The following is a 26,107-nucleotide window of genomic DNA, read 5'->3' on the forward strand; positions in this document are numbered from 1 at the left end:
ATAGGACTTGTTAGTGAGATTAAATCAAGCTCCCTCTTCTAGTATTTACCTAAAAAACCAAAAAGGAGAACAAGGTGACAGCTATTAACATTATCGCCCTGGGCGGTGTCCGTGAGAACGGTAAGAATTTTTATGTGGTGGAAATCGGGGAGTCGATTTTCATTTTGGATACAGGGCTTAAATACCCTGAAAGTGAGCAGTTGGGGGTAGATGTGGTTATCCCTAACTTGGATTATTTGATTGAAAACAAGGACCGTGTGCAGGGGATTTTCCTGACCCACGGGCACGCGGACGCCATCGGAGCCCTGCCTTATGTTCTCCAGCACATCAAGGTGCCTGTTTTTGGTTCGGAGTTGACCATCGAGCTGGCCAAGCTGGTGGTAAAAAATGCTAATCTTTTCAAGAAGTTTGACAACTACCATGTGGTGGATGCTCAGACAGAGATTGAATTCGGTGACAGCACGGTGTCCTTCTTTAAGACCACCCACTCCATTCCAGAGAGTTTGGGCGTGGTTTTAAGCACAGAAAAAGGCAACATTGTTTACACGGGTGATTTCAAGTTCGACCAAGCAGCTAGTCCGCTTTACCAGACTGATTTTGGCCGTTTGGCTGAGATTGGTCGTGATGGTGTTTTGGCGCTTTTGGCCGATTCGGCCAATGCGGAGAGCAACGTGCAAATTGCCAGTGAATCAGAAGTCGGTGCTGAGATTGACCGAGTGGTGAGTGACTGGGAGGGGCGGATCATCGTGGCTGCGGTGGCCAGCAACCTGTCTCGGATTCAACAGGTCTTTGACGCTGCGGCTGCCAATGGCCGCCGGGTGGTTTTGACAGGCTACGATGTGGAAAACATTATCCGTACAGGTATTCGCCTCAAAAAATTAGCCCTGGCTGATGAGCGTCTCATGGTCAAGGTGACAGATATGCACAAGTACGAGGACCACGAGCTGATTATCCTGGAAAATGGCCGAATGGGTGAACCAATCAACTCCCTCAGCAAGATGGCCCAGGGGCGTCACCGTCATGTCAACATCAAAGAAGGCGACCTGGTTTACATCGTCACCACACCTTCGATTGCCAAAGAAGCTGTGGTGGCCCGAGTGGAAAACCAGATTTATAAGGCTGGCGGGTCTGTCAAGTCTATCACTAAGAACTTGAGGGTGTCTGGCCACGCCAATGCTCGTGACCTGCAACTCTTGATTAACCTGCTTAAACCGACTCATCTTTTCCCGATTCAAGGGGAGTACCGTGAGTTGGCTGCCCATGCCAAGTTGGCCATGGAAATCGGTCATTTGCCGGAGAACATCTATATCATGAAAAAGGGTGACCGCATGGTTCTGGGCGAGGAAGGCTTCCTTCACGAGGGAACGGTCCCAGCCAGTGATGTCTTGATTGATGGTAACGCCATGGGTGATTTGGGCAATGTGGTTCTTCGTGACCGTAAAGTTCTGTCAGAAGATGGGATTTTCATCGTGGCCATGACCATCAATAAACGTCAGAAGAAAATCATTTCAAAAGCCAAATTTCATACCAGAGGTTTTGTTTACGTCAAGAAAAATCGAGATATTCTTTACGACAGTGCCGAATTGGTTAATAAGACAGTAGAAGATTATCTGGCTCAAAAAGACTTTGACTGGTCTGAGTTGAAGAATCAGGTGCGTGACAATTTAGGGAAGTTTCTCTACGATCAAACCAAACGTCGCCCTGCCATTTTACCAGTAATCATGGAAGTAAGATAGTAGAAAAAACGGGTGGGGCATGGCCCTGCTCGTTTTTGACGAGACAGGAGCTTAAACTGTTCTAGTCTTTTTTGCTTAAAACCTGAAACTGTGCTATAATATGCCTATGAACCTTTGGATTGCTTTGGCACGTTTCGCCAGTTTTGAGACCCAACGCTTACAGGCAAGGCCTCTGACCTTTCAGGATGCGGGTGTCTTCTATCAGATTTGCTCGTCATCAGAAAACGCTCGTTTCGCCTTGCCGCTGATGAAGAGCCAGGCTGAGAGCGACCGTCACTTTGTGGAGCATTTCTTGCGTCGTCCCCTGGGAATTTGGGCCCTAAGCCTGAAAACCAGCGACCAGCTGATTGGGCTCCTTCGCTTGGAAGGGCTTGATATGGCAAATAGCAGAGCAGAAGTGGCTTATGTGCTCAAGCAAAGCTACTGGGGTCAGGGCTACATGACAGAGGCTCTTAAAACTTTGACTTTTTTAGCCTTTCAAGAATTTGGCCTCAAGGAATTGCTTATCGTCTGCCATTTGGACAATCCAGCCAGCCAAGCGGTGGCCAAAAAAGCAGGTTTCAAACTGGCCAGTCGTTACAAGGCCAGCGACCGTTACAGCCACCAGGTTAGAGACTATCTCAGCTACCGCCTTCGACGAGGAGATTACCGCTATGAGTAAACACCAAGACATTTTAGCCTATTTGGAGAAGTTACCCGTTGGTAAACGGGTCAGTGTCCGCAGCATTTCCAACCACCTCAAGGTCAGCGATGGCACGGCCTATCGGGCCATCAAGGAGGCCGAAAATCGCGGTTTGGTGGAGACCAGACCCAGAAGTGGTACAGTACGGGTGGAAAGCAAGACCAAGGACAAGTTGGATAAACTGACCTATGCAGAGATTGCTCGGGTCAGTGACTCAGAAGTTTTGGCTGGCCATTCAGGTCTGGGCCATGAGTTCAGCAAGTTCTCCATCGGGGCCATGACCAGGGAAAATATTCTCCGCTACCTGGTTAAGGGGGGCTTGCTCATTGTTGGGGACCGCGAGGACATCCAGCTTTTGGCCCTGGAGCACTCCAACGCTATCCTAGTGACGGGTGGTTTTGAGATTTCCGATAAGGTCTTGGCCACCTCAAACAAATTGGGTATCCCAGTCATGGTGACCAGTTACGACACCTTTACCGTGGCGACCATGATTAACCAGGCCCTGTCCAATGTCCGCATCAAGACGGACATCAAGACTGTGGACCAGATTTACCAGTTCAAGAACGACTATGGTTGCCTTTTGGATACAGATTTGGTCAGCGACTACATCGTCCTCCTCAAGCACCATAACCACGTACGTTTTCCAGTGGTTGACAAACAAGACAGGGTTCTGGGAGTTGTCAGCATGAGAGACCTAGCTGGTAAGGACGGCAACATCAAGATTGCCGATGTCATGTCCAAGGACCCTGTGGTGACCACGCCAACTGTTAGCCTGGCCACCATCAGCCAGAAGATGATTTTTGAGGACTATGACATGTTGCCTGTGGTCAATGACCAGCAAAAATTGCTGGGGGTTATCACCAGGCGGCGGGTCATGGAGAGTTTGCAGGACAGCAAGAACGCCCACCTGCACACATTTAGTGAACAGATTGTCTCCAACCTCAAGCTGGATAATCAGGTTTATCACTTTACGGTTGAGCCTGCTATGGTGGATGGGTCTGGTAACCTGGCTCAGGGTGTTCTGGCTGAGCTGATAAAAGAGGTGGTTCACCGCCGCCTCATGGCCAAGAACAAGAAAAACATCATCATCGAGCAGATGGTCATCTACTTTATCCAGTCGGTCCAAATTGACGATAACCTGACCCTAGTTCCGACCATCATCACGGAAACCCGTCGCAGCTCTGCCATTGACATCGAAATCCACCTCAACACCCATGTCGTGGTCAAGGCTTTGGTGACCACAAAACTAAGTTAGAAAAGAGAACCTATGATTACATTAAAATCCCAACGTGAAATTGACGCTATGGACCGGGCTGGTGACTTTTTGGCCAGCATCCACATCGGCCTGCGTGAGGTTATCAAGCCTGGCGTGGACATGTGGGCGGTTGAAGAGTACGTCCGCAAACGCTGTAAGGAAGAAAATGTCCTGCCCCTGCAAATCGGAGTGGACGGCCACCTCATGGACTACCCCTATGCGACCTGCTGTGGCCTCAATGACGAGGTGGCCCATGCCTTCCCTCGTCACTATATCCTCCAAGAAGGCGATTTGCTCAAGGTGGATATGGTCCTGAGTGAGCCGATTGACAAGGCTATTCTGGATGTGTCTAAGCTGGACTTCAACAATGTCAAAGAGATGAAAAAGCACACCCAGTCTTATCAGGGTGGCTTGGCGGATTCTTGCTGGGCCTATGCGGTTGGTCAGGTGTCGGAAGAAGTTCAAAACCTTATGGCCGTGACCAAGGAGTGCATGTATATCGGGATTGAACAGGCAGTGATTGGCAACCGCATTGGTGACATCGGTGCTGCCATCCAGAAGTACGCTGAAGAGCGGGGCTACGGGGTGGTGCGTGATTTGGTTGGCCACGGGGTTGGCCCAACCATGCACGAGGAGCCTATGGTGCCCAACTACGGTGTGGCTGGCCGTGGCCTCCGCCTCAAGGAGGGTATGGTCCTGACCATTGAACCCATGATTAACACGGGGACTTGGGAAATTGACACCGACATGAAAACGGGTTGGGCCCACAAGACCTTGGATGGTGGTTTGTCTTGCCAATACGAGCACCAGTTTGTCATCACCAAGGACGGCCCACGAATCTTGACCAGTCAGGGCGAGGAGCGGACTTATTAGACTTGTCCGAGGAGAGCTTTTATGCGGTTAGATAAGTTTTTAAGCGAGGTGGGCCTGGGGTCACGGACCGAGGTCAAGGCCCTGCTCAAGAAAAAGAGAATCACGGTCAATGGCCAGGTGGCAACCTCGCCCAAGGCCCAGATTGATGAGACGGCTGACCAGGTGGCTTACGATGGCCAGGTCTTGGTTTATGAGGCCTTTGTGTACTACCTCCTCAACAAGCCTGCTGGGGTCATTTCAGCCACTGAGGACAAGCGTCACAGGACCGTGTTAGACCTCCTGGACGACACGGCTCGCCTCAAAGAGGTCTTTCCAGTTGGTCGTCTGGACATGGACACGACAGGCCTCCTGCTTCTGACCAACAACGGCCAGTTGGCTCACGCTCTGCTATCTCCCAAAAAGCACGTGGATAAAACCTATCTAGCGGAGGTCGCAGGGGTCATGACGCCAGACGATGTGGCCCGTTTTGCGGCCGGCATCCAGCTCTCGGACCACCTCTGCCAACCGGCAGTTTTGGAGCTTTTGGACATGGCAGAGCAGACCAGCAGGGTTAGGATTACCATCCGAGAGGGCAAGTTCCACCAGGTCAAACGCATGGTGGCGGCCTGCGGCAAGGAAGTGACCAGCCTCAAACGCCTATCTATGGGACCCTTGAGCCTGCCAGATGACCTGCCAGAGGGCTCTTGGCGACGGTTGACGGCAGCAGAAGTGGCTGAGTTGTTGGCCCTGATGTGAGTTTTTCAAGCTAAAAAGACACCTGGTCGGGTGTCTTTTACTTGTCTTCAACAGTTGCTTCTGGGGTTAAAATCTCAGCGTAATGGCTGTAAGCTTTTTTCACCTCATCAGGCAGGCCAGAGTCGGTGATGATTTTGTCAAATCGGCTGGTGCTATAAAATGGATAGAAGTCATACTTGCCAAACTTGGTGTGGTCTACCAGAAGGTATTTCTCGATGGCACTATCAATAGACAGTTGCTGGGTCTTGCCTTCAGTCTCGCTATATGTCGAAATTAAGTCCTTGTAGATGGCATTGGCACTGACAAAAACCTTAGAGCACTTGAGGGTCTGAATATTCTGGTCGGCCAGACTTCCAATGAAAGACCCCGTGATTTCACGGTACTTGCCTCCAATCAGGATAACGTCCAGGTTAGCACCAGTAATCAGGATATTAAAGACAGGCAGGCTGTTAGTAATAATACGCAGGTTTCGGTCTAAAAGCCGTCTGGATAGGCACTCCAGAGTAGTTCCTGGTCCGATGAAGATGGTTTCACCGTCTTGGATAAATTGCAGAGCTAACTCAGCAATTTCTTCCTTTTCCTTCATTTGCTGGGTCAGTTTTTCAGTGTTTGAACGCTCGTAGTTGTCATTATTTTCCAAACTTTGGGCCCCACCGTGAACCCGAATCAGTTTACCAGACTTTTCCAATTCGTCTAAATCACGGCGAACCGTCATATCAGACACACTCAATTCCGCAACAATTTCTTGAACCGTGATTAAGCCTTTTTGATTGACCCGTTCTAAAATGCGTTGTAAACGCTCATTTTTTAACATTATTTTCCTCCCTTTGCCGTCTATTCTTTTCAGATGTTTATCATATCACAAGAGCGAACGAAAATCAAATCAGACACCTCCTGTTTTCTGAAATTTCCACTGCAAAAACCAAACAAAATCAAACAAAAGCTATTGACTTTTTTTGTTTTTTATTGTAAGATTGAAGTGTAAGATTTGGAAGTAGAAAGGAGGTCAAGCATGATTTTAACCATTACCATGAACCCTTCGGTGGATGTGGCCTATCAGTTGACTAGCCTGGCTCTGGACAGGGTCAATCGAGTGACTGAGGTCAGAAAAACAGCGGGTGGTAAGGGACTCAATGTGACCAGGGTTCTTACAGAATATGGCGATCAGGTTCTGGCCAGCGGTTGCCTGGGTGGTCGCCTGGGAGATTTCATCGAGGAAAATCTACCTGAATCGGTGATACCAGCCTTCTTTAAGATTGCTGGGGAGACCCGAAACTGTGTGGCTATTCTTCACGATGATGGTCAGCAGACTGAAATCCTGGAAAAGGGACCAAGTCTCAGTCCAGAAGAAGGTCAAGCCTTTCTAGCCCACTACAAGGAACTCTTGGGCAAGGCTAGTGTGGTCGTTCTCTCAGGTAGTTTGCCAGCAGGTTTGCCGACGGACTACTATGTGGAGCTGGTTGGTCTGGCTCGGGCAGCTGCTAAGCCAGTTGTTCTGGATTGTTCGGGTGCTTCTCTGGAAGCGGTGCTTTGCTCAGACCAGAAGCCAACGGTTATCAAACCTAACAATGAGGAACTGTCTGACTTGCTGGGGCTGGAAGTGACCAAGGACATCAGCCAACTCAAGGCTGTCTTGCTGGATGACCTTTTTGTAGGCATTGAGTGGATTGTGGTGTCTCTGGGAGCAGGCGGTGCTTTTGCCAAGCACGGTGATAAGTTCTACAAGGTCACCATCCCTAAAATCGATGTGGTCAACCCTGTCGGGTCTGGTGATTCGACTGTCGCTGGCATTGCGTCAGCCATTTTCCATCAAGAAAGCGATGAGGAACTCCTCATCAAGGCTAATGTGCTGGGCATGCTCAATGCTCAGGAAGAGATGACTGGTCATGTCAACATGGCCAACTATGACAAACTGTATCAACAATTAAATGTAGAAGAGGTATAACAATGACTTTAACAGCTAACAAACGTGCATTTATGGACAAACTGTCAGACAGTAAGGGCGTGATTTCAGCCTTGGCTTTTGACCAACGGGGTGCCCTCAAGAAAATGATGGCCAAGCACCAAACCGAAGAGCCAACCGTTGCTCAAATCGAAGAACTCAAGAGCCTGGTATCTGAAGAGTTGACTAAGTACGCTTCCTCTATCCTGCTTGACCCAGAGTACGGCCTTCCTGCTGTTCAAGTCAAGGATGAAAAGGCTGGTTTGCTTTTGGCCTATGAGAAAACTGGTTACGATGCCAGCACACCTGGCCGTTTGCCAGACTGCTTGGTGGAGTGGTCAGCCAAACGCTTGAAAGAGCAAGGGGCTGATGCCGTTAAATTCCTCCTTTACTATGACGTTGATGGCGACGAGTACATCAACCTGCAAAAACAAGCCTATATGGAGCGTATCGGTTCTGAGTGTAAGGCCGAAGACATTCCATTCTACCTGGAAATCCTCAGCTACGACGAAACCATCGAGGACAACGCAAGCCCAGAATTTGCTAAAGTGAAGCCACGCAAGGTGATTGAAGCCATGAAAGTCTTCTCAGACGAGCGTTTTGGCGTTGACGTCTTGAAAGTTGAAGTGCCTGTCAACATGAACTTCGTTGAAGGTTTTGCGACTGGCGACGTGGTTCATACAAAAGAAGAGGCTGCTGAATTCTTCCGTCAACAAGAAGCAGCAACTCATTTGCCATACATCTACCTGTCAGCCGGTGTATCAAGCAAACTCTTCCAAGAGACCCTTGTTTTCGCTGCTGAAGCTGGTGCCAAATTCAACGGTGTGCTTTGTGGCCGTGCCACCTGGGCTGGTTCCGTTGAAGTTTACATCAAAGAAGGCAAAGAAGCTGCCCGTGAGTGGTTGCGTACAGAAGGCTTCAAGAACATTGACGAGCTTAACAAGGTTCTTGAGACAACTGCAACTCCTTGGACTGAAAAAGCTTAATTTTGGTTATCCATTTGCCCCTGCTCTACGGAGTGGGGGATTTTCTTTTTCCTAGAAGAAAGGCTGAGGTAGCTTACCTTGAGATAAGCAATCGGGGGAAGTTTTTGCCCATAGGTCCTAACTTATGCTATAATAGGAACATGGTAAAACGAGATTTTTTGACAACGATTTTATTAGTTTTGTCTAGTATGATTATTATGATCTTATTGCGATTGTTTGTTTTTGCAACACACACGCTCAGTGAAGCAGATGCAAACAGTTACCTCAATAAGGGAGACCGTATCTTACTGCTGAAGGAAGAACAGCCTGATTATGGGGATTTTGTTCTCTATCGGATTGATGGCAATGCCTACGTTGGTCGTGTTATGGCCAAAGGAGGGGACAAGGCAACCTTTTCTGAGGATGTTTTTTATCGGAATCAAGACATTGTTGATCAACCGTTTTTGAGGCGATTGGAGCAGGCTTATGTGGCTGATATTGCAAATGATTTGCCCTTTACGGAGGATTTTAGCTTGGATAGTTTAATGAATCAGCAAGATGCGACGGTTCCCCAGGATAATTTCTTGATTTTGAATGACAACCGGCAAAATCGGGCAGATAGTCGTCAATTTGGACTGATTCCACGGTCAAAAATTGATGGTGTCCTGACTTTTAGGCTCTATCCCTTGGATAAATTTGGTTTTTTGACAACAGAATAAGTGGCGAAGTGGAGTTTAGATTAAATTTCCTTGAAAAAGCAGGAAAAATAGGTAAAAACGCTTGACCATTGGGAAATTTTCGGGTATGATAGACACTGTTGAGAAAACCAACTCATAATATTTTTGGAGGATTTAGCAAAAATGGCTAACAAACAAGATTTGATTGCAAAAGTTGCAGAAGCAGCTTCATTGACTAAGAAAGATTCTGCTGCTGCAGTTGATGCGGTATTTGCAGCAATCACTGACTACCTTTCTGCTGGTGAGAAAGTTCAGTTGATTGGTTTTGGTAACTTTGAAGTTCGTGAGCGTGCTGCCCGTACAGGTCGCAACCCTCAAACTGGTAAAGAAATCACTATCGCTGCGTCTAAAGTACCTGCTTTCAAAGCTGGTAAAGCTCTTAAAGATTCAGTTAAGTAAGTCTTTATTGAACAACTTCTTATCAACTTCTAGTTGGTAGGAAGTTTTTTTATGCCCTTCCTGTGGTATAATAGAGAAAATACCTGAGGAGGTTTGACCATGACCAAAGCGATTAAATTGGTTCTTGTGACTGGTATGAGTGGGGCGGGTAAAACGGTGGCCATCCAGTCTTTCGAGGATCTGGGTTATTTTACCATTGACAATATGCCACCGGCCCTGGTGCCTAAGTTTTTGGAGCTGATTGCCCAAAACCAAGAGTATGATCATCTGGCCTTGGTGGTTGACATGCGGAGCCGTCAGTTCTTTGCGGAGATCACGACCATCTTGGATACTCTGGAGAGCAGTCAGGACCTGGATTTCAAGATTTTGTTCCTGGATGCGACTGATAGTGAGCTGGTGTCTCGCTACAAGGAGACCCGTCGGGCTCACCCTCTGGCTGCGGACGGCCGGGTCCTTGACGGCATCAAGAGGGAGCGCGAGCTATTGGCCCCATTGAAGAACTTTAGCCAAAACGTGGTGGATACGACCGAGTTGACGCCCCGTCAGCTTCGTCAAGCAATAGCAGAGCAGTTTTCAAGCAGCACGGAGACCAGCAGTTTTCGGGTTGAGGTGGTCAGTTTCGGCTTCAAATATGGTCTGCCCATCGATGCTGATCTGGTCTTTGATGTGCGGTTCTTGCCAAACCCTCATTACCAACCAGACCTGAGGGAAAAAACGGGCCTGGATCAGGAGGTGTCAGATTTTGTCATGGCCCATCAGGTGTCGGAGGATTTCTACCAGAGCCTGACCAACCTCTTGGTGCCAATCTTGCCAGCCTACCAACAGGAGGGCAAGTCGGTCCTAACCATCGCCATCGGTTGTACAGGCGGCCAGCACCGGAGCGTGGCCTTTGCCCACCGTCTGGCTGAGGACCTGACCAAGGACTGGTCGGTCAATGAAAGCCACCGAGACAAGGACCGCCGCAAGGAAACGGTGAACCGCTCATGAGAAAACCAAAGATTACCGTTATCGGGGGCGGAACAGGAATTCCTGTTATTCTCAACAGCCTCCGTCACCAACCCGTTGACATCACTGCCATCGTGACGGTGGCTGATGATGGTGGCTCGTCTGGGGAACTGAGAGAGAGCCTCAAGCTGACCCCACCAGGCGACCTGCGAAATGTTCTGGTGGCCATGAGCGACATGCCCAAGTTCTATGAAAAGATATTCCAGTACCGATTTCAGGGAGAAGGGGCCTTGTCTGGCCACCCTTTAGGTAACCTCATCATCGCTGGGATTTCTGAGATGCAGGGCTCGACCTACCAGGCCATGCAGATTTTGACCAAGTTCTTCCACATCACGGGCAAGATTTATCCCGCCAGCGAAGAGCCCTTGACCCTCCATGCCGTTTTCACCGATGGCCACGAGGTGGTTGGCGAAAGCCGAATTGCGGATTACCCAGGCACCATTGACCGGGTTTACGTGACCAAGACCTACACCGATGGTCAGCCGACTGCCAGCCGCAAGGTGGTGAAGGCCATTATGGACAGCGACATGATTGTTCTGGGACCTGGCTCTCTCTTCACCTCCATTTTGCCCAATCTAGTTATTCCTGAAATCAAGCAGGCCTTGCAGGAGACCAAGGCACAGGTGACCTACGTCTGCAATATCATGACCCAGCGGGGCGAGACCGAGCACTTTAGCGATAGCGATCACGTGGCTGTTTTGGCCCGTCACCTGGGCGAGGGAGTTGTGGACACCGTTCTGGTCAACATCGCCCCCGTCCCTCACGACTACATGGTCTCCCATCGTTTCAACCAGGACTTGGTTCAGGTGGACCATGACTTTGCGGGCCTGCGTCAGCAGGTGGATCGAGTGATTTCCTCTAACTTTCTTCGTTTGGAAAATGGCGGAGCTTTTCATGATGGCTCCCTAGTGGTCGAGGAGCTCATGACCCTCTTGGGGGCCAAGGCATGAGTTTTACGACCAAGATCAAAGAAGAACTAATCAGTCAGGTGACCGCTGACAAGCACCAACTGGCTGCGCTGATGAAACTCTCAGGGACCCTGGGCCTGACCGGCCAGGGCCTCCGATTGACCCTGACCACGGAAAACGCCAAGATTGCCCGCCATGTTTACGAACTCTTGGAGGAAGCCTATGGTATCCACCCTGTCCTTGACCACTACCGCAAGTCCAACCTGCGAAAAAATCGGGTTTACCAGCTGACAGTCGAATCTGGGGTGGAAGACCTCTTGGCTGACCTCCAACTGGCCGATTCCTTTTTCGGGTTTGAAACAGGGATTGCCCCACATATTATGGCCGATGATGAGGCTGGCCGGTCTTATCTTCGCGGAGCATTTTTGGCGGCTGGTTCTAGCAGGGACCCAGAATCTGGCCGTTACCATTTGGAGATTTTCTCGGTTTACCAGGACCATGCTGAGGACTTGGCCAGTCTCATGCAAAAATTCATGTTGGATGCCAAGGTCATCGACCACAAGCATGGCACGGTGACCTATTTGCAAAAGGCCGAGGACATCATGGACTTCTTGATTGTCATCGGGGCTATGGCAGCTAGAGACGAGTTTGAGGGCATCAAGCTCCTGCGGGAAACCAGAAATGACCTCAACCGAGCTAACAATGCGGAGACGGCCAATATTGCCAAGACCATCACGGCCAGCATGAAAACCATCAACAACATCGCCAAAATCAAGGACACGGTAGGCCTGGATAGCCTGCCTTTTGAACTCAGGCAAGTAGCGGAAGCTCGTTTGGCCAACCCGGACTATTCCATCCAAGAACTGGCAGATAGTCTAGAGACGCCCCTGACCAAGAGCGGGGTCAACCATCGCCTGCGACGGATTAACGCCTTTGCTGAGGGGTTATAGGCAGTTCTTGACCTTACCGCTAGGAGTAAGGAGAGCTAATCTTGTATTAGCTCTTTTTGTTTTTGGGGCTAGTAGAATCCATCTGGCCTGCTCGGCTATTTTTCAAAAAAATAGTTGGAAAATGGGTTAGTTTATGGAAGCAAATGGAGGGATTTTATGGTAAACTAGAAGGCAGAGTGAAATCGAGAAGGAGAATCTATGGCAAGACAAGGAAAGGCCAGATCGCAAAAGGGATTTGGACTGGTCATCGCTCACAGGCTGAATAGCTTATTTTTTTTGGTGGTGTTACTGTTTACAGTGCTCTTGTTGCGGCTGGCTCAGATGCAACTGATTGATCAGGCGTTTTACCAAGAAAAATTAACCCGAACCCAGACCTATACGGTAAAAACTGCCCATCCACGGGGTCAGATTTTTGACGCGACGGGACGTCCCTTAGCTAAGAATCTTGTTAGAGAAGTGGTGGCCTTTACTCGGACCAATACGCAGACCGCAGCTGATTTGAAACGGTCAGCCAATGCCTTGGCTAGTTTGGTTCCTCTGCCTCAGGCTTCGGTGACTAGGCGAGATAAGGTGGATTATTACTTGGCAGACCGTGATGTTTATGTTCAAGTGGTCGAGGCCTTGCCAGATGATCAGCGGTTTGATCGGTTTGGCAACCGCCTCAAGGAAGCAACGGTTTATCAGCACGCTGTGGATTCGGTTAGTGAGGATCAGTTGAACTACAGCGAGGACGATTTGAAACGTGTTGCCATCTTTAGTCAGATGAATGCAACGCCAGCCTTTGACACAGTGTCTCTGAAAACAGAAGCCTTGTCGCCTGAGCATATTGCGGTCTTGAAGTCGGGTAGGCCTGATTTGGACGGTTTTTCCGTTCGGACGGATTGGGAGCGGCAACTCTTGCCGACCAGTCTTAGCCCACTGATCGGTCAGGTTTCAAATAAAGAGACCGGTCTACCCGCCGAGGAAGCTGATCATTACTTGGAGTTAGGTTATTCCTTGAATGATCGAGTAGGGACCAGCTATCTGGAAAAATTTTACGAGCCCTATCTTCAGGGGAGCAAAACCAACAGAACTATTACCCTGGATAAGGACAATCAGGTGATTGGCGATGAGATTAGCCAGGTCGGAGAAGAAGGGAAAAACCTCAAATTAACCCTTGATTTAGCCTTTCAAGAAGGGGTTGAACGGATTTTAGAGGATCATTTCAAAGATCAACTGGGGCAAGGCTTAGCCGCCCATTCAGAGGGCATGTATGCTGTCGCCTTGAACCCACAGACAGGGGCTGTCTTGGCTATGGCGGGCATTGAGCATGACACCAAAACGGGACAACTGGAAAAAGACCCGCTTGGTACCATTACCAAGGTCTTTACACCAGGTTCTGTGGTCAAGGGTGCCAGTATTGCGTCGGGGTGGGAGCATGGCGTTATCTCTGGAAATGAGGTTCTGGTCGACCAGCCTATCCAGCTGGCTGAGTCTAAACCCATCAATTCCTGGTTTACGCCGAGTGTGGGTAGTCTTCCCTTAACGGTTGAACAAGCCTTGGAATATTCTTCCAACACCTATGTGGTTCAAATCGCCTTCAAACTGATGGGGGTTGATTACCTTCCAGGCATGCTCTTGCCAACTAATTATGACCAAGCCATGACCAAGCTGCGTGAGACCTTTGCCCAATTTGGGATGGGGGCTGCCACAGGGATTGACGTGGTGGGTGAATCGACAGGTTATGTGCCAGAAGACTATGCCCCAGGTAATGTTTTAACCGAGAGCTTTGGCCAGTTTGACAACTATACCCCACTTCAGCTGGCACAATATGTGTCTACGGTTGCCAATGGTGGTCGTCGCATGGCACCACACTTGGTTGAAGGCATTTACAAGGGTACTGAGCCAGGTCAGCTGGGGGAATTGGTGCAAATGATTGAACCCCAAGTGCTTAACACCATTCCAATTTCCCCTGAAAACATGGGCCTTATTCAATCAGGTTTCTACCAGGTGGTTCATGGGGCTGGGGCCTTTACGACAGGTGGTGAACTGAGCTGGGATGTCAATACCCTCATTTCAGCCAAGACAGGAACAGCTGAAACCTTTGTGACCACTCCTGAGGGCCAGCCCATCCAAACCGATAATTTCAACGTGGTGGCCTATGCCCCGAGTCCAAATCCTCAGATTGCGGTGGCTGTGGTCTTTCCCCACAGCACGGACACCAATTCCCTGGTCAGCCTGAGGGCGACTAAGGACATCATCAACCTCTACCAGGCCATGTACCCCATGAATTAAAGGAGTTTTTGTGTTATACCCAAGCCCTATTGCCAAATTGATTGATAGCTATTCTAAACTGCCTGGTATCGGCATCAAGACGGCTACTCGTCTGGCCTTTTACACCTTGTCCATGTCGGATGAGGACGTCAACGACTTTGCCAAAAACCTCCTGTCGGCCAAGCGGGAGTTGACCTATTGCAGCACCTGCGGCAATTTGACCGACGAGGACCCCTGTGCCATCTGTTCTGATGACACCAGAGACCCCAGCCTTATCATCGTGGTCGAGGAGAGCAAGGACGTTTCGGCCATGGAAAAAATCCAGGAATACCGTGGCCGTTACCACGTCTTACAGGGCCTGATTTCGCCCATGAACGGTATCGGTCCTGACGACATCAACCTCAAGAGCCTGGTCAGCCGCCTCATGGATGGCCAGGTGACAGAGGTCATCATCGCCACCAACGCTACCGCAGATGGGGAAGCCACGGCCATGTACATCTCCCGCCTGCTCAAACCAGCAGGCATCAAGGTGACCCGCTTGGCCCGTGGTCTGGCAGTTGGCAGCGATATCGAGTATGCCGATGAGCTGACCCTGCTCAAGGCCATCCAGAACCGAACCGAGGTTTAGCAACCTAACCAGTCCGAGTGGCTGGTTTTTTGATGGCAATGGCTGAGCTGACAGATTGTTTTGAAATTTTTTAGAAATTATGCTAAAATAGAAATCGATTTAAGAAGTGAGGAAAAACCATGTCAAAAGAAACCTTAATTCTCCTCTACGGTGGCCGGTCGGCCGAGCGTGAGGTGTCTGTTTTGTCTGCTGAGAGTGTCATGCGGGCAGTCAACTACAACAAATTTTTGGTCAAGACCTATTTTATCAGCCAGGCCGGGGATTTTATCAAGACCCAGGAGTTTACCAGCACCCCATCTGCTGAAGAGAAGCTGATGACCAATGCCACCATTGATGCCAGCTCTGCCATTGCCCCAAGTGCCATCTATGAAGAAGGAGCTGTGGTCTTTCCGGTTCTCCACGGCCCAATGGGCGAGGACGGTTCCATCCAGGGCTTTTTGGAGGTCTTGAGGTTGCCTTATGTGGGCACCAATATCCTGTCATCTAGTGTCGGCATGGACAAGATTGCGACCAAGCATGTGCTGGAAACCGCAGGCATTCCGCAGGTGGCCTTTGTGACGGTTTTGGCCGGTCAGGATTTGGCGGCTAAGCTAACCGAGGTTGAGAAAAAATTGACCTACCCTGTCTTTGTCAAACCAGCCAACATGGGCTCCAGCGTAGGCATCTCTAAAGCGACGGACCGGGCCGGCCTTGAGACTGCTCTGGAACTGGCCTTCCGCTACGACAGCCGTGTTCTGGTTGAGCAGGGGGTTGTGGCCCGTGAAATCGAGGTTGGTCTCTTGGGCAATGCCGATGTCAAGACGACTGAAGCAGGTGAAGTGGTCAAGGATGTGGATTTCTACGACTACGATGCCAAGTACATCGACAACAAGATTACCATGGCCATTCCAGCTGAGATTCCAGCCGATGTCATGACCAAGATGCGTGACTATGCGGCCCAGGCCTTCCGAGCCATCGGCGGTTGTGGCCTGTCGCGTTGTGATTTCTTCCTGACAGAGGACGGAGAGGTTTACCTCAACGAACTCAACACCATGCCAGGCTTCACCCAGTTCTCCATGTTCCCACTTCTGTGGGCTAATATGGGACTAAGCTACCCAGACCTGATTGAGGAGCTGGTGGCCCTGGCCAAGGAAAAATTCGCTGAACGCGAAAGCCATTTGATTTAAGACCTGTTAAGGGGCGGTTGGCCGCCCCTTTTGAATGAGAAAAGAGGAATCATGTTTTTAGCAATTGAAGAAATGTGGCAGAACAAGTGGCGGTATGGCCTGATTTTAGGTCTCTTGACCCTGGTGGCCTATCTGGTATTCTTTTTGACTGCCCTGGCCAATGGCCTGATGCTGGAAAACCGCTCTGGAGTGGATAAGTGGAGTGCTGATACCATCCTCTTAGCCAAGGAGGGCAATAAGATTTTGGGGGCTTCGCGTATTGACAGCAAGTTTTTGGATGACATTGAGGCTGACCAGCAGGCCCAGATTTGGCAGCAAACCACAGCAGCCTGGCCCACAGGCAAGGAGGATGACAAGGATCGGGTGGCAGTCTTTGGCCTAGAGAGCGATAGTTTTTTGTGGCCTGATGTGGTCAATGGCCGAGCGGTTAAGGAGGAACTGGAGGTGCTCATTGACCAGACTTGGTTCGCAGAGCTAGGTCTCAGTCTGGGGCAGAGCATCCAACTCTCAGGAACTGATCAGACGCTCACTGTTGTCGGGACCGTTGCCAAGGCAAGGTATAATGTTGCTCCCTTGATTTACATGAGCCAGGACAGCTATTTGACCCTCTATCCTCAGTTTAAGGCTCCCCAAGAAGTGGTCAACGGCATCGTCATTAAGGGAAATTTGACCAGCTACCCCGAAGAGGAACTAGAAGCCCTGAGTCTGCCAGAATTTATCGACCGTCTGCCAGGTTACAGGGCCCAAAACCTGACCTTTGCCTTTATGATTGGGTTCTTGATTTTGATTTCAGCTATCATTATCGGGATTTTCATCTACGTTTTGACCACCCAGAAGGCTCCGATTTTTGGCCTGATGAAGATTCAGGGCCTGGCTACCAGCTACATTGCAGGCTCTGTTTTGGGACAGACCTTCTTGCTGACTGGCTTAGGAACCCTGATTGGCCTAGGGTTGACCTACCTGAGTGGCCTGGTCCTACCATCGGCAGTGCCTTTTGAGCATAGTGGCTTCTTCTATGGTGGGATTTCAGCTAGCCTCTTGATTTTTGCCCTGCTGGGAGCGAGCTTTTCTGTCCGGTCTATCGTCAAGGTTGACCCCCTCAAACACATTGGTTAGGAGTGAGCAGATGACACAAGCATTGAGTATGGTTTTAAAGGGTGTGACCAAGTCCTTCAAGGACGGCAGTCAAACCATCGAAGCCTTGAAAGCAACAGATTTTGCCATTGCACCGAGCGAATTTGTGGCCATCATCGGCCCGTCTGGTTCCGGTAAGAGTACCTTTTTGACCCTAGCGGGCGGGCTTCAGACCCCAACCAGTGGCCAGGTCATCATCAATGGCCAGGACTATGGTAGTCTGTCTGAGAAGAAGCGGGCCCAGCTCCGCTTCCAGGACATCGGCTTTGTCCTCCAGTCCTCCAATTTGATTCCTTTCCTGACGATTGAAAAACAGCTGGAACTGGTTGACCGGGTCACCAAAAAACCAAACAAACAACGGCAGGAGGACCTCTTGACTGACCTGGGCATCTGGGACTTGCGGCGGAAATTTCCCAAAGACCTCTCAGGCGGTCAACGCCAACGGGTGGCCATCGCCAGGGCCCTTTACAATGATCCTGTGCTAATCCTAGCTGATGAGCCGACGGCTAGCCTGGATACGGAGCGGGCCTATGAGGTGGTTGAGCTCTTGGCCAAGGAGAGCAAGGAGCGGAACAAGGCCATCATCATGGTTACCCATGACCAGCGGATGATTGAAGCCTGTGACAAGGTTTACGAGATGAAGGATGGTGTCTTGCGACAAGTTGGCTAAGACAAATGCCAGCATTTATAGTATAATAGAGTGCAATAGCACTCTTTTTAGTTAGGAAAAACGCATGAAATTAACCCTGCACGAGATCGCCCAGGTTTTGGGCGCCCAAAATGACGTGACCCGCTGGCCTGATCTGGCCATCACTGGCCTGGAGTTTGACAGTCGTCAGATTGCTGACGGCCACCTCTTTGTCCCCCTCAAGGGGGCGCGTGACGGCCATGACTTTATTGATGTGGCTTTTGGCAATGGCTGCGCAGCTACCCTGTCGGAGCGTGAGCTAGCTGACGACCAGCCCCATATTCTGGTTGCCGACTGTTTGGTGGCCCTGCAAGACTTGGCGGCCTACTACATCGACAAGATGGGGGTTGAGGTCATTGCGGTGACAGGGTCAAACGGTAAGACAACGACCAAGGACATGCTGGCCCAGGTCCTGTCCAGCACCTACAAAACCTACCAGACCCAGGGCAACTACAACAATGAAATCGGCCTGCCCTACACCGTTCTCCACATGCCAGACGAGACGGAAAAACTGGTCCTGGAAATGGGCCAAGACCACCTTGGTGACATCGCCCTCCTGTCCAAGATTGCTCGACCTAGTGTCGGTGTGGTGACCCTGATTGGAGAGGCCCATCTGGAGTTCTTTGGCAGTCGGGACAAGATTGCTGAAGGCAAGTTGCAAATCGCAGATCATATGCCAGCAGGTGGCTTGTTGTTAGTACCAGACGATGAGCTAGCTTTGCCATTTTTACCCAAAAACCAAGAGGTGGTGACCTTTGGCAAGGATATCCAGGTACTGGACCTAGTGGAACACAAGGAGAGCCTGGACTTCCGGGCCAGCTTTATGGAGCGGGCCATCCACCTGCCGGTGACGGGCAAGTACAACGCGACCAATGCCATGTTGGCAGCCTATGTGGCCAAGCACCTGGGCGTGACCGAAGAGGCCATCGTGGCTAGTCTGGCTGAACTGGAGCTGACCCGCAACCGCACCGAGTGGAAGACGGCGGCCAATGGGGCCGACATCCTCAGTGATGTTTACAATGCCAACCCAACCGCCATGCGACTGATTTTGGAAACTTTTTCCAGTATTCCCAAGAACGAGGGCGGACGGAAACTGGTGGTGCTGGCTGACATGAAAGAGCTGGGCGAGACCAAGGACCAGCTCCATGCAGGCATGATTGACAGTTTGGACCCAGCTGTTTTGGACCAGGTCTTCCTCTATGGGCCTGACATCAAGCCCCTCTATGATTTGGCGGTAGCCAAGTTCCCTGAGGGAGCTGTCAGCTACTTTACCAAGACTGAGGGAGAGGACCAGTTGGCCGACTTGACCGCAGCTGTTGAGGCCAGCCTTCAACCCGCCGACCAAATCCTGCTTAAGGGCTCTAACTCCATGGGCTTGGCTAAGTTGGTTGAGGCCTTGGAGGGCTAGTTATGGGTGAGTTTTTCAGCAACCAGCCGACCCAAGTGCCTGATTTGGGCCTGCCTGGCCTGGTTGCCCTCCTGGCCAGTTTGGGCTTGACCCTCTGGTTGACCTCTCGTTATTATGGTTTGCCCGCTTACCGTCTCGCGTTCAAAACCTTACAAGCCCTGCAGTTGGTCGCCATTTACAGCTGGTATGCCTTGGCAGTTGGTTTTCCCCTGGCCGAGAGCCTGCCCCTCTACCATTGCAGGATGGCCATGTTTGTCGTGCTCTTGTGGCCCAAGCCGTCCAAGGTCAAGGATTATTTTGCCTTTTTGGGCCTGGGTGGCACCATTGCCGCCTTTATTCTCCCTGATTTTGACCCCTACCCTTTCTGGCACGTGACCATTTTTTCCTTGATTTTTGGTCATCTGGCCCTTTGGGCCAATAGCTGGGCTTACCTCATGATCCATGACCGCAGACAGACCTTGTCTGTTAAGGCCATTCTGACCTATACGCTGGTCCTCAATGCCTTCCTGGTATTGGTCAACCAGATGACGGCTGGCAATTACGGTTTCCTGACCCAACCACCCCTTCTCAACACGACCAACCTGCTGCTAAATTACATCGTAGTCACAGGAGCCGTCGTGGCTATTATCTTACTAATTCAGCAGGTTTATAGCTGGGTTTGGCAGCATGTAACGAAACAATAAAGACAGGTTTTAGCCTGTCTTTATTGTTTGTTTTTATACATGTCGTTTTTGGTGTAATAAGTAATGCTCACTTGGGCCAGTTGTTTGTCGTAATGACCAGCCAGAAGTTCTTCCAAATTGGGGTAGACGCTATAATCTACTTCTTTATCAATTAGTGAATTCTGCAAGTTTTTAGGCTCTAGATACATAACATTGCCGTAGTTCTCTAGCGTTTCAGGTGTTTCGTTGGTCTCAATATCAAAATCGAAATAGATTATTTCAGTTTTATTGACCAGAGCCGTTGCTGTAAATTGCTCCCCACCATCTACTCCTTGGTAGTGCGGATCTTCGGAAATATCGATGAATTCGATGGTTTTAACATTTTCATAATGTCTAAGAATATCCATAGCCATGAGCTTTTGGAGATTGGTCATATGGTCAATAATCTCATGATTAGTATAGAACAGGGTCTGCTGAGACAGCTCAATTTTGATGAGACGTCCAAATGTCGTAGGATTATGTTGAGCCAAGAAAATACCTGCCCAAATCAAGGTGGTCAAGAGGAGCTGAACTTTAGCCATCTTGTTGGTTTGTCCTTTTTTGTGTGCCAAGAGGTTGGATAGGATAAGACTAATCAGGCTGATGACCATGAGCCAAACATAGGGGGCCATAAAATAGTGACCATAGGCAAACATCAGGGGGAGAAGGGGGAAGGGGTAGGTTAGGAAGGCTATTCCGCCAACCGGGATAAGGAGTAGAATTGTCCAAATCTTTTTAAGCCTTAGTTGGAAAACCAAGAGAGTTAACAGAATTGGGAGAATATAAATGGGCAGATAGGGAACGACTTGGGTAATCTTTTTACAGACCCATTCGACCAAACTATTTTCTACTGGCACATATTTTATTTTTCTACTTTTTTCGTAAACAGTACCTCTAGTTTGGATAGTAAAATAGAATACAGAGTTTAATGACGTTGGTAGGTGTGCTGACGCACAACAAGAAGGACCAATACCTCAGCCCTCTCAGACACGTATGCACGTGCCCAAATTCGATATTATTATTTTACATTGATGGACTATAGTTATTTGGAACGAAATTTTATATAATATTTATTGAAATCAGATATTTTTTTGAAAAACTTTTCACAAAGAATATATGTCTTTCGGTAAATTAAACCGACGGGCATTTTTTCATACGTTTATCCTGCTAAGCGCCGATAAATCGTTGTAATATGGATTTTTTTGTGATATACTTCACAGAAGGGGGATGGAAAAGAAAGACCTGTTGTTTATAGCATTGTCTTCGACGTCCATTAATAAGACAATTCCCCTTAATATATTTTGCAAAATTATATGTGTTGAAGCTGCTATCAATTCATTCTAACACTTTGTATATATTTTTTGAAAGAGGTACGAATATGAAAGTTATTTCAGAAGCATCAAAAGAGAAAATCATTACTATGTGTGGAGCTAATCAGTTTTAACACCATGCATCTGCCCCTAAATTCAACGTTGAAGCGGATAAGGAAATTGTTCTCGAAAGAGAAAAAATCAGTTCATAAACCAATAGTAATCATTATTTACTAGTTAATGTTTTAAAAACTAACACATAATTTTTGCAAAATATTTCTTCATAGGAGACTGGAAAATTCACAAAGATATTTCAGTTTCCATTCTTTGAAAAAAAGGAGATGTTGTTAAATGGCTTACTATCTGAAAAAATGTAAATTGGAATTCATTTTGTATTTTTGCGTATCCATCATTTACGCACTGATTTTGGCGGCAACGGGTTTCATCTATGCTAGGGTTTCTGAAGCAGCTCTATCTGGAAATTATCAACAATTTTTGACAAGTTCTCTTCTAGCCCTAGGATTTTTTATTTGCGATACCTATTTTGATTACTTACCGCGCTATTTGAAATTCAAGTTGGTCAATCGTATAATGGAGCTGACTAGAAATCAATTAGTAAACGTCTATGCACGGGATAGGATTGCACATGTTGAGGAAGAGACTAGTTCGGACAAGGTAAATGTCTTGGTCAATCACTTAACTGTCTTGGAAAATAATTACTTAATCCCGCTTCTATCCATGGTAACAAGCCTCCTTGTATTTACCTTTTCCCTCATAGGGGCACTTTACTTGCAGGGAACGATGACCATCATCATGTTAGCCCTCTGTTTTATTCCTTTTTTGGCACCATTGATTAATAATAAAATCCTTGCTCATGCCACAAAAGATAGCCAAGAGGAAAAGAATCGCTACTTAACATTGTTCAGTGAATTTGTCCAGGGCCTTTCTTTTATTCGCATCAGCGCTATTACTCCTGTATTCGAGGAAAGATTAGAACAATCTAGTCAGGAATACGCTAGCCGAGCAAACCATTTTTCAAAAAAACAATCCCAAACCTATGCCGTTTCTTATGGACTAAGCAGTGTTGTCTATTCTGGTGCTTGGATCATTGGTGGCTTCTTCGTCTTTAAGGGCCAATTAAAGATTTCAGATCTAATTGCAATGACAACGCTAATGGGAACTGTTGCAGGACCTATACAAACAATGTCAGGCCTCATTACTGACTATGTTTCGAGCAAAACGGTGGTTAATGAACTGACGACTATTCTAAAAAATGAATCTCAAGCAGAGTCAGAAAAACCAGCGCTGACGGAGACAATTACCAGCCTATCCTTAGATAGCATTAGCTTGCAGACCAAGCAGAAAGTGCTCCTTGAAGATTTCTCTTACCAGTTTCTGGCCAATAAAAAATATGTCATCATGGGCAAGAGTGGAAGTGGGAAGACCAGCCTGCTTCGATTGCTCCTAGGTATTCAGTCTCCAAACAGCGGAAATGTTTTGGTCAATCAGAAGCATCTTGCAGAAATAAATCAGACCTCATTTTTCAATAAAGTCTATTATCTCCCGCAAAAAACAGTTCTATTTGAAACTAGCATAAGGGAAAATCTTACTTTATTTGGACCATTCGATGAGGCAAGGGCGCTTGAATGTTTGGAGCAAGTCGGCTTGGTGGATTGGTTCAGTCGGCAAGAAGAAGGATTTGATACCATTCTCTCTTCTTCTCAACCATTATCGGGAGGGGAAGAACGTCGCTTTGATCTGGCACGAGCTCTCTATAAAAATGCGGAAGTTTTGCTATTTGATGAGCCTACAACAGGACTCGATCCGAAGAATGAAGACTTGGTTGCAGACAGCCTCTCGAAGGTTAAGGACAAACTAATGATTGTTGTCACTCACTCGCAAAATGAACCGTTTTTAAGTATGTTTGACGAGAAAATTAGTTTGTAATAGTTTATTTTAATATTGTTATAGTCAGGGAGATGATTCCCACTAGTAGCAGTTAATTCGCTCTGTCTAAGGAGGACTACAATGATTCTTTCTAAATTTGTGAGGGTTATTCCTAATTCAGCTGGTTACATTCTTTGTCATACATTGAATAGATGTATTGTTCAAATAAAAAAGACAGACTATTTAGACGGAAAATTAATACTAAACAATTTTTCAAGTGATGAAATTAGCTATTTAAAAGAAAATGATTTTTTCTCAAATAGTACAAAAACATATATTGAACAAACAAAGAACTCCGCTAGAAATATTACAACTATAACAATTAATATCACGGAACACTGTAATTTTGGCTGTACCTACTGCTATCAGAATGATTTTGAAAGCTTTAATATTCTACAAAAGAGTCAAATTCATAGAATTATAAAATATGTAGAATATGTTATAAATCAAGGAGAAAAGAATTTTTACATATATTTTTTCGGTGGCGAACCACTTTTGTTCAAGCCTATCATATTCAGTATTAAAACTGAACTAGATAGGCTAATTAGTAAGCATAACATTACTATTTTATATGGAATAGGAACCAATGCATATTTTTTAGATATAGATTTTGTCTCTCAATTCGATAAACTTATTGTTGATACTACTTTAACATTGCCTAAAGATCATGATAAGGTAAGATGTTTGAAAAGTGGTAAACCTACATTTAATAAAATATTAAAAAATATTACAGAGGTCAGCAAGTATTCTAATTTAGTACTTCATATTGGCTACAACACCCATCATGGAAATATTAATGACTTCGAGCAATTTTTAAAATTATTGAGAGATAATGAGATAGATGCTAGAATTGGTATTTATTATGTCAATAATTATGATTTCAATAAGGAGTTCTCTAATGAACTTAGTTATAAAGATTTTTTAAAATGGAAATCTAGTACAGCAATCTCACTTTTGATAAAATATGGTTTTATGATTCATATATTTCCTTTCACCTCCTATAAAGTTGAATGTGATGCCTACAACCCTTGGTCAGTAAAATTTTTTGCTGATGGTAGTCTGGGTGTCTGCAATGCTACACACTATAACAAGCGAATATTGGAACGGTCAAGTACAAATACCGATGCAGAATATGTACAAAAAATTTTAAGTCCATATAAAAATAATATTAGTAAAAATAATAACCAATGCTTAAATTGTTCGTTGATTGGAATATGCAGAGGTAAAATATATTGCGATAATGGCTTATGTAATCCAATGAATAACGTTGACTTCGATATTTTTATAAAAGAATATGTTGAACAGCTCAATAATAATAATGGCAAATACTTTACTTTTTTGGGAACCAATTGATACCAATCAACTCTACTATCTGAAAAAAATAGTAATTTGTTAAAATAGGGGGAGAATGTATGAAATTTTCTAGATATACAATCATAACAGAAGTCGAAGGCGAATATATCCTCTATAATTCCATATATTCATCAATGGTACTATTGACTTTTGATGAGCTTGAATTATTAAAGCAAGATATTAAAAATAATACAGATAAAAGCAATCTGATTACCGAAATGGAGAATCAGAATATTATAGTAAAAAATACCATAGATGAGGAAGAGGAATTATATAGAGTTTCAGACAAATTAAGATTTCAACCAGAGCAAATTACCTTCACTATCGCTCCTACAATGAATTGTAACTTCGACTGCCCTTATTGTTATGAGAAAGGATTCCGTTGCTTCACGATGAATGACGAAGTTGCGGAGAAGGTGGCTTACTTTATTTTGGACAATATTTCAAAAAACCAGACATTAAAGATTATATGGTACGGTGGCGAACCATTGATGGGGATGAAGGCTATAAAAATCATTAGTGAGATAATAATCTCTAACAATGAACGCTATAAAGAGTTTATAGCAGAAATAGTTACAAATGGTTACTACTTAACAAAAAATACAGCTAATCTCCTAAAATCTTTACATATCAATTACGCACAAGTTACATTAGATGGTGATAAAGAAACTCATGATAGTAGACGTTGTCTAATTGACGGCACTCCTACTTTTGAAAAAATTCTAAAAAATATACAAAACTCTATAGATTTTATCCCCATCACAATAAGAGTGAATATTGATAAAAACAACAGTTCTGAACAAGTTCTGAAATTAATGGAAATATTGAATGATAATAATTTACTTAATAAGGTAGGCTTCTATCTAGCTCCAGTTGAGGAGTTTGATGACGTTGTCAATCCGTCTTGCCTCACACCTAGAGAATTTTCAGTAGAAGAATTAACCATTTATAAAAAATTATTTAACCAAGGGTTGAATATTACCAAAATACCTAGAACAACCCTTGGTTTTTGTGAAGCCATAAACAGAGATGACTATATTATTGACCCGAATGGATTTTTGTATAAATGTTGGGTGCATATTGGAAAACAAGTTGGTCGAGTCGGAGATATTTTTAATGGAATTGATAATAATATATTTCATAAAAAATTTACTAGTTTTACACTTATGGACGATTCAAAATGCAGAAATTGCAAAGTCCAACCGCTATGCTTAGGTGGGTGTCCACTGATAAAGATGAATACTGGCCATTCAAAATGCGTGTCATTAAAATATAATATTTCTGATCAACTTCAAATAGTTAAAAAAGTTACAGAATAAAGAAAAACAACAA

General features: G+C 46.6%; 24 protein-coding genes. 22 read left to right on the top strand and 2 right to left on the bottom strand.

Annotation, left to right across the window (positions count from 1 at the left end; translation table 11 throughout):
• Positions 1 to 74 precede the first annotated feature (74 nt).
• From AC3ARB_RS04725 to AC3ARB_RS04745, 5 genes are all read left to right on the top strand, one after another.
• The gene (locus AC3ARB_RS04725) at positions 75 to 1,736 is read left to right on the top strand and encodes a ribonuclease J (protein WP_488321402.1); all 1,662 of its coding nucleotides are present in this window, start codon (positions 75 to 77) and stop codon (positions 1,734 to 1,736) included.
• Between the two features lie 106 nt (positions 1,737 to 1,842).
• A complete protein-coding gene (locus tag AC3ARB_RS04730; RefSeq protein ID WP_488321403.1) occupies positions 1,843 to 2,397 on the top strand; it encodes a GNAT family N-acetyltransferase in 555 nt (184 codons plus the stop codon).
• Positions 2,390 to 3,673: a CBS-HotDog domain-containing transcription factor SpxR gene (spxR, locus tag AC3ARB_RS04735; protein WP_488321404.1), complete on the top strand. Its 1,284-nt coding sequence runs from the start codon at positions 2,390 to 2,392 to the stop codon at positions 3,671 to 3,673. The genes AC3ARB_RS04730 and spxR overlap by 8 nt, the downstream gene beginning before the upstream one ends.
• 12 nt (positions 3,674 to 3,685) lie before the next feature.
• Complete coding sequence (locus AC3ARB_RS04740; protein ID WP_488321405.1) at positions 3,686 to 4,546, top strand: methionyl aminopeptidase; 861 nt, start codon at positions 3,686 to 3,688, stop codon at positions 4,544 to 4,546.
• Positions 4,547 to 4,567: 21 nt separating this feature from the next.
• Positions 4,568 to 5,281: a pseudouridine synthase gene (locus AC3ARB_RS04745; RefSeq protein WP_488321406.1), complete on the top strand. Its 714-nt coding sequence runs from the start codon at positions 4,568 to 4,570 to the stop codon at positions 5,279 to 5,281.
• Positions 5,282 to 5,318: 37 nt separating this feature from the next.
• Here AC3ARB_RS04745 and AC3ARB_RS04750 read toward each other — a convergent pair whose 3' ends face one another.
• Positions 5,319 to 6,095: a DeoR/GlpR family DNA-binding transcription regulator gene (locus AC3ARB_RS04750; RefSeq protein ID WP_488321407.1), complete on the bottom strand. Its 777-nt coding sequence runs from the start codon at positions 6,093 to 6,095 to the stop codon at positions 5,319 to 5,321.
• A gap of 198 nt (positions 6,096 to 6,293) precedes the next feature.
• Here AC3ARB_RS04750 and AC3ARB_RS04755 point away from each other — a divergent pair, with 198 nt between their 5' ends.
• The 14 genes from AC3ARB_RS04755 (at position 6,294) to AC3ARB_RS04820 (ending at position 20,147) form a co-directional block, all read left to right on the top strand.
• Positions 6,294 to 7,226 carry a tagatose-6-phosphate kinase gene (locus AC3ARB_RS04755; RefSeq protein WP_488321408.1) on the top strand — a complete coding sequence of 311 codons (933 nt, stop codon included), beginning with the start codon at positions 6,294 to 6,296 and terminating at the stop codon, positions 7,224 to 7,226.
• Positions 7,223 to 8,209, top strand: a complete 987-nt coding sequence (lacD, locus tag AC3ARB_RS04760) for a tagatose-bisphosphate aldolase (RefSeq protein ID WP_488321532.1) — start codon at positions 7,223 to 7,225, stop codon at positions 8,207 to 8,209. Before AC3ARB_RS04755 ends, lacD begins: the two co-directional genes overlap by 4 nt.
• A 140-nt stretch (positions 8,210 to 8,349) precedes the next feature.
• On the top strand, positions 8,350 to 8,907 hold the full coding sequence (gene lepB / locus AC3ARB_RS04765) for a signal peptidase I (RefSeq protein ID WP_488321409.1): 558 nt from the start codon (positions 8,350 to 8,352) through the stop codon (positions 8,905 to 8,907).
• A 141-nt stretch (positions 8,908 to 9,048) separates the two neighbouring features.
• The gene (locus AC3ARB_RS04770; RefSeq protein ID WP_488321410.1) at positions 9,049 to 9,324 is read left to right on the top strand and encodes an HU family DNA-binding protein; all 276 of its coding nucleotides are present in this window, start codon (positions 9,049 to 9,051) and stop codon (positions 9,322 to 9,324) included.
• A gap of 99 nt (positions 9,325 to 9,423) precedes the next feature.
• On the top strand, positions 9,424 to 10,311 hold the full coding sequence (rapZ, locus tag AC3ARB_RS04775) for an RNase adapter RapZ (protein WP_488321411.1): 888 nt from the start codon (positions 9,424 to 9,426) through the stop codon (positions 10,309 to 10,311).
• Complete coding sequence (locus AC3ARB_RS04780) at positions 10,308 to 11,279, top strand: YvcK family protein (protein ID WP_488321412.1); 972 nt, start codon at positions 10,308 to 10,310, stop codon at positions 11,277 to 11,279. The genes rapZ and AC3ARB_RS04780 overlap by 4 nt, the downstream gene beginning before the upstream one ends.
• Positions 11,276 to 12,187 (top strand): DNA-binding protein WhiA, encoded by a 912-nt coding sequence (gene whiA, locus AC3ARB_RS04785; RefSeq protein WP_488321413.1) that lies wholly within the window; start codon positions 11,276 to 11,278, stop codon positions 12,185 to 12,187. The genes AC3ARB_RS04780 and whiA overlap by 4 nt, the downstream gene beginning before the upstream one ends.
• A gap of 198 nt (positions 12,188 to 12,385) precedes the next feature.
• Positions 12,386 to 14,461 carry a penicillin-binding protein PBP2B gene (gene pbp2b, locus AC3ARB_RS04790; protein ID WP_488321414.1) on the top strand — a complete coding sequence of 692 codons (2,076 nt, stop codon included), beginning with the start codon at positions 12,386 to 12,388 and terminating at the stop codon, positions 14,459 to 14,461.
• A 10-nt stretch (positions 14,462 to 14,471) separates the two neighbouring features.
• On the top strand, positions 14,472 to 15,068 hold the full coding sequence (gene recR, locus AC3ARB_RS04795) for a recombination mediator RecR (RefSeq protein WP_488321415.1): 597 nt from the start codon (positions 14,472 to 14,474) through the stop codon (positions 15,066 to 15,068).
• 119 nt (positions 15,069 to 15,187) lie between these two features.
• Positions 15,188 to 16,234, top strand: coding sequence for a D-alanine--D-alanine ligase (locus tag AC3ARB_RS04800; protein ID WP_488321416.1), 1,047 nt, complete (start codon positions 15,188 to 15,190; stop codon positions 16,232 to 16,234).
• Positions 16,235 to 16,285: 51 nt separating this feature from the next.
• Positions 16,286 to 17,350, top strand: a complete 1,065-nt coding sequence (locus AC3ARB_RS04805; protein ID WP_488321417.1) for an FtsX-like permease family protein — start codon at positions 16,286 to 16,288, stop codon at positions 17,348 to 17,350.
• 10 nt (positions 17,351 to 17,360) lie between these two features.
• On the top strand, positions 17,361 to 18,038 hold the full coding sequence (locus tag AC3ARB_RS04810; RefSeq protein ID WP_488321418.1) for an ABC transporter ATP-binding protein: 678 nt from the start codon (positions 17,361 to 17,363) through the stop codon (positions 18,036 to 18,038).
• 64 nt (positions 18,039 to 18,102) lie between these two features.
• Entirely contained in the window at positions 18,103 to 19,464 is a 1,362-nt protein-coding gene (locus AC3ARB_RS04815; protein WP_488321419.1) for a UDP-N-acetylmuramoyl-tripeptide--D-alanyl-D-alanine ligase, read from the top strand.
• Between the two features lie 2 nt (positions 19,465 to 19,466).
• Positions 19,467 to 20,147 carry a YwaF family protein gene (locus AC3ARB_RS04820; protein ID WP_488321420.1) on the top strand — a complete coding sequence of 227 codons (681 nt, stop codon included), beginning with the start codon at positions 19,467 to 19,469 and terminating at the stop codon, positions 20,145 to 20,147.
• Between the two features lie 20 nt (positions 20,148 to 20,167).
• Here AC3ARB_RS04820 and AC3ARB_RS04825 read toward each other — a convergent pair whose 3' ends face one another.
• On the bottom strand, positions 20,168 to 21,022 hold the full coding sequence (locus AC3ARB_RS04825; protein ID WP_488321421.1) for a hypothetical protein: 855 nt from the start codon (positions 21,020 to 21,022) through the stop codon (positions 20,168 to 20,170).
• An 804-nt stretch (positions 21,023 to 21,826) separates the two neighbouring features.
• On the opposite strand from AC3ARB_RS04825, the gene AC3ARB_RS04830 reads away from it, so the two are divergent.
• From AC3ARB_RS04830 to AC3ARB_RS04840, 3 genes are all read left to right on the top strand, one after another.
• A complete protein-coding gene (locus AC3ARB_RS04830; RefSeq protein WP_052828125.1) occupies positions 21,827 to 23,422 on the top strand; it encodes an ATP-binding cassette domain-containing protein in 1,596 nt (531 codons plus the stop codon).
• Between the two features lie 81 nt (positions 23,423 to 23,503).
• Positions 23,504 to 24,775, top strand: coding sequence for a radical SAM protein (locus AC3ARB_RS04835; RefSeq protein ID WP_488321422.1), 1,272 nt, complete (start codon positions 23,504 to 23,506; stop codon positions 24,773 to 24,775).
• Positions 24,776 to 24,834: 59 nt separating this feature from the next.
• The gene (locus AC3ARB_RS04840) at positions 24,835 to 26,094 is read left to right on the top strand and encodes a radical SAM/SPASM domain-containing protein (RefSeq protein WP_024394083.1); all 1,260 of its coding nucleotides are present in this window, start codon (positions 24,835 to 24,837) and stop codon (positions 26,092 to 26,094) included.
• The last annotated feature ends 13 nt before the right edge of the window (positions 26,095 to 26,107 follow it).

Source organism: Streptococcus sp. ZY171113 (genome assembly GCF_057748235.1).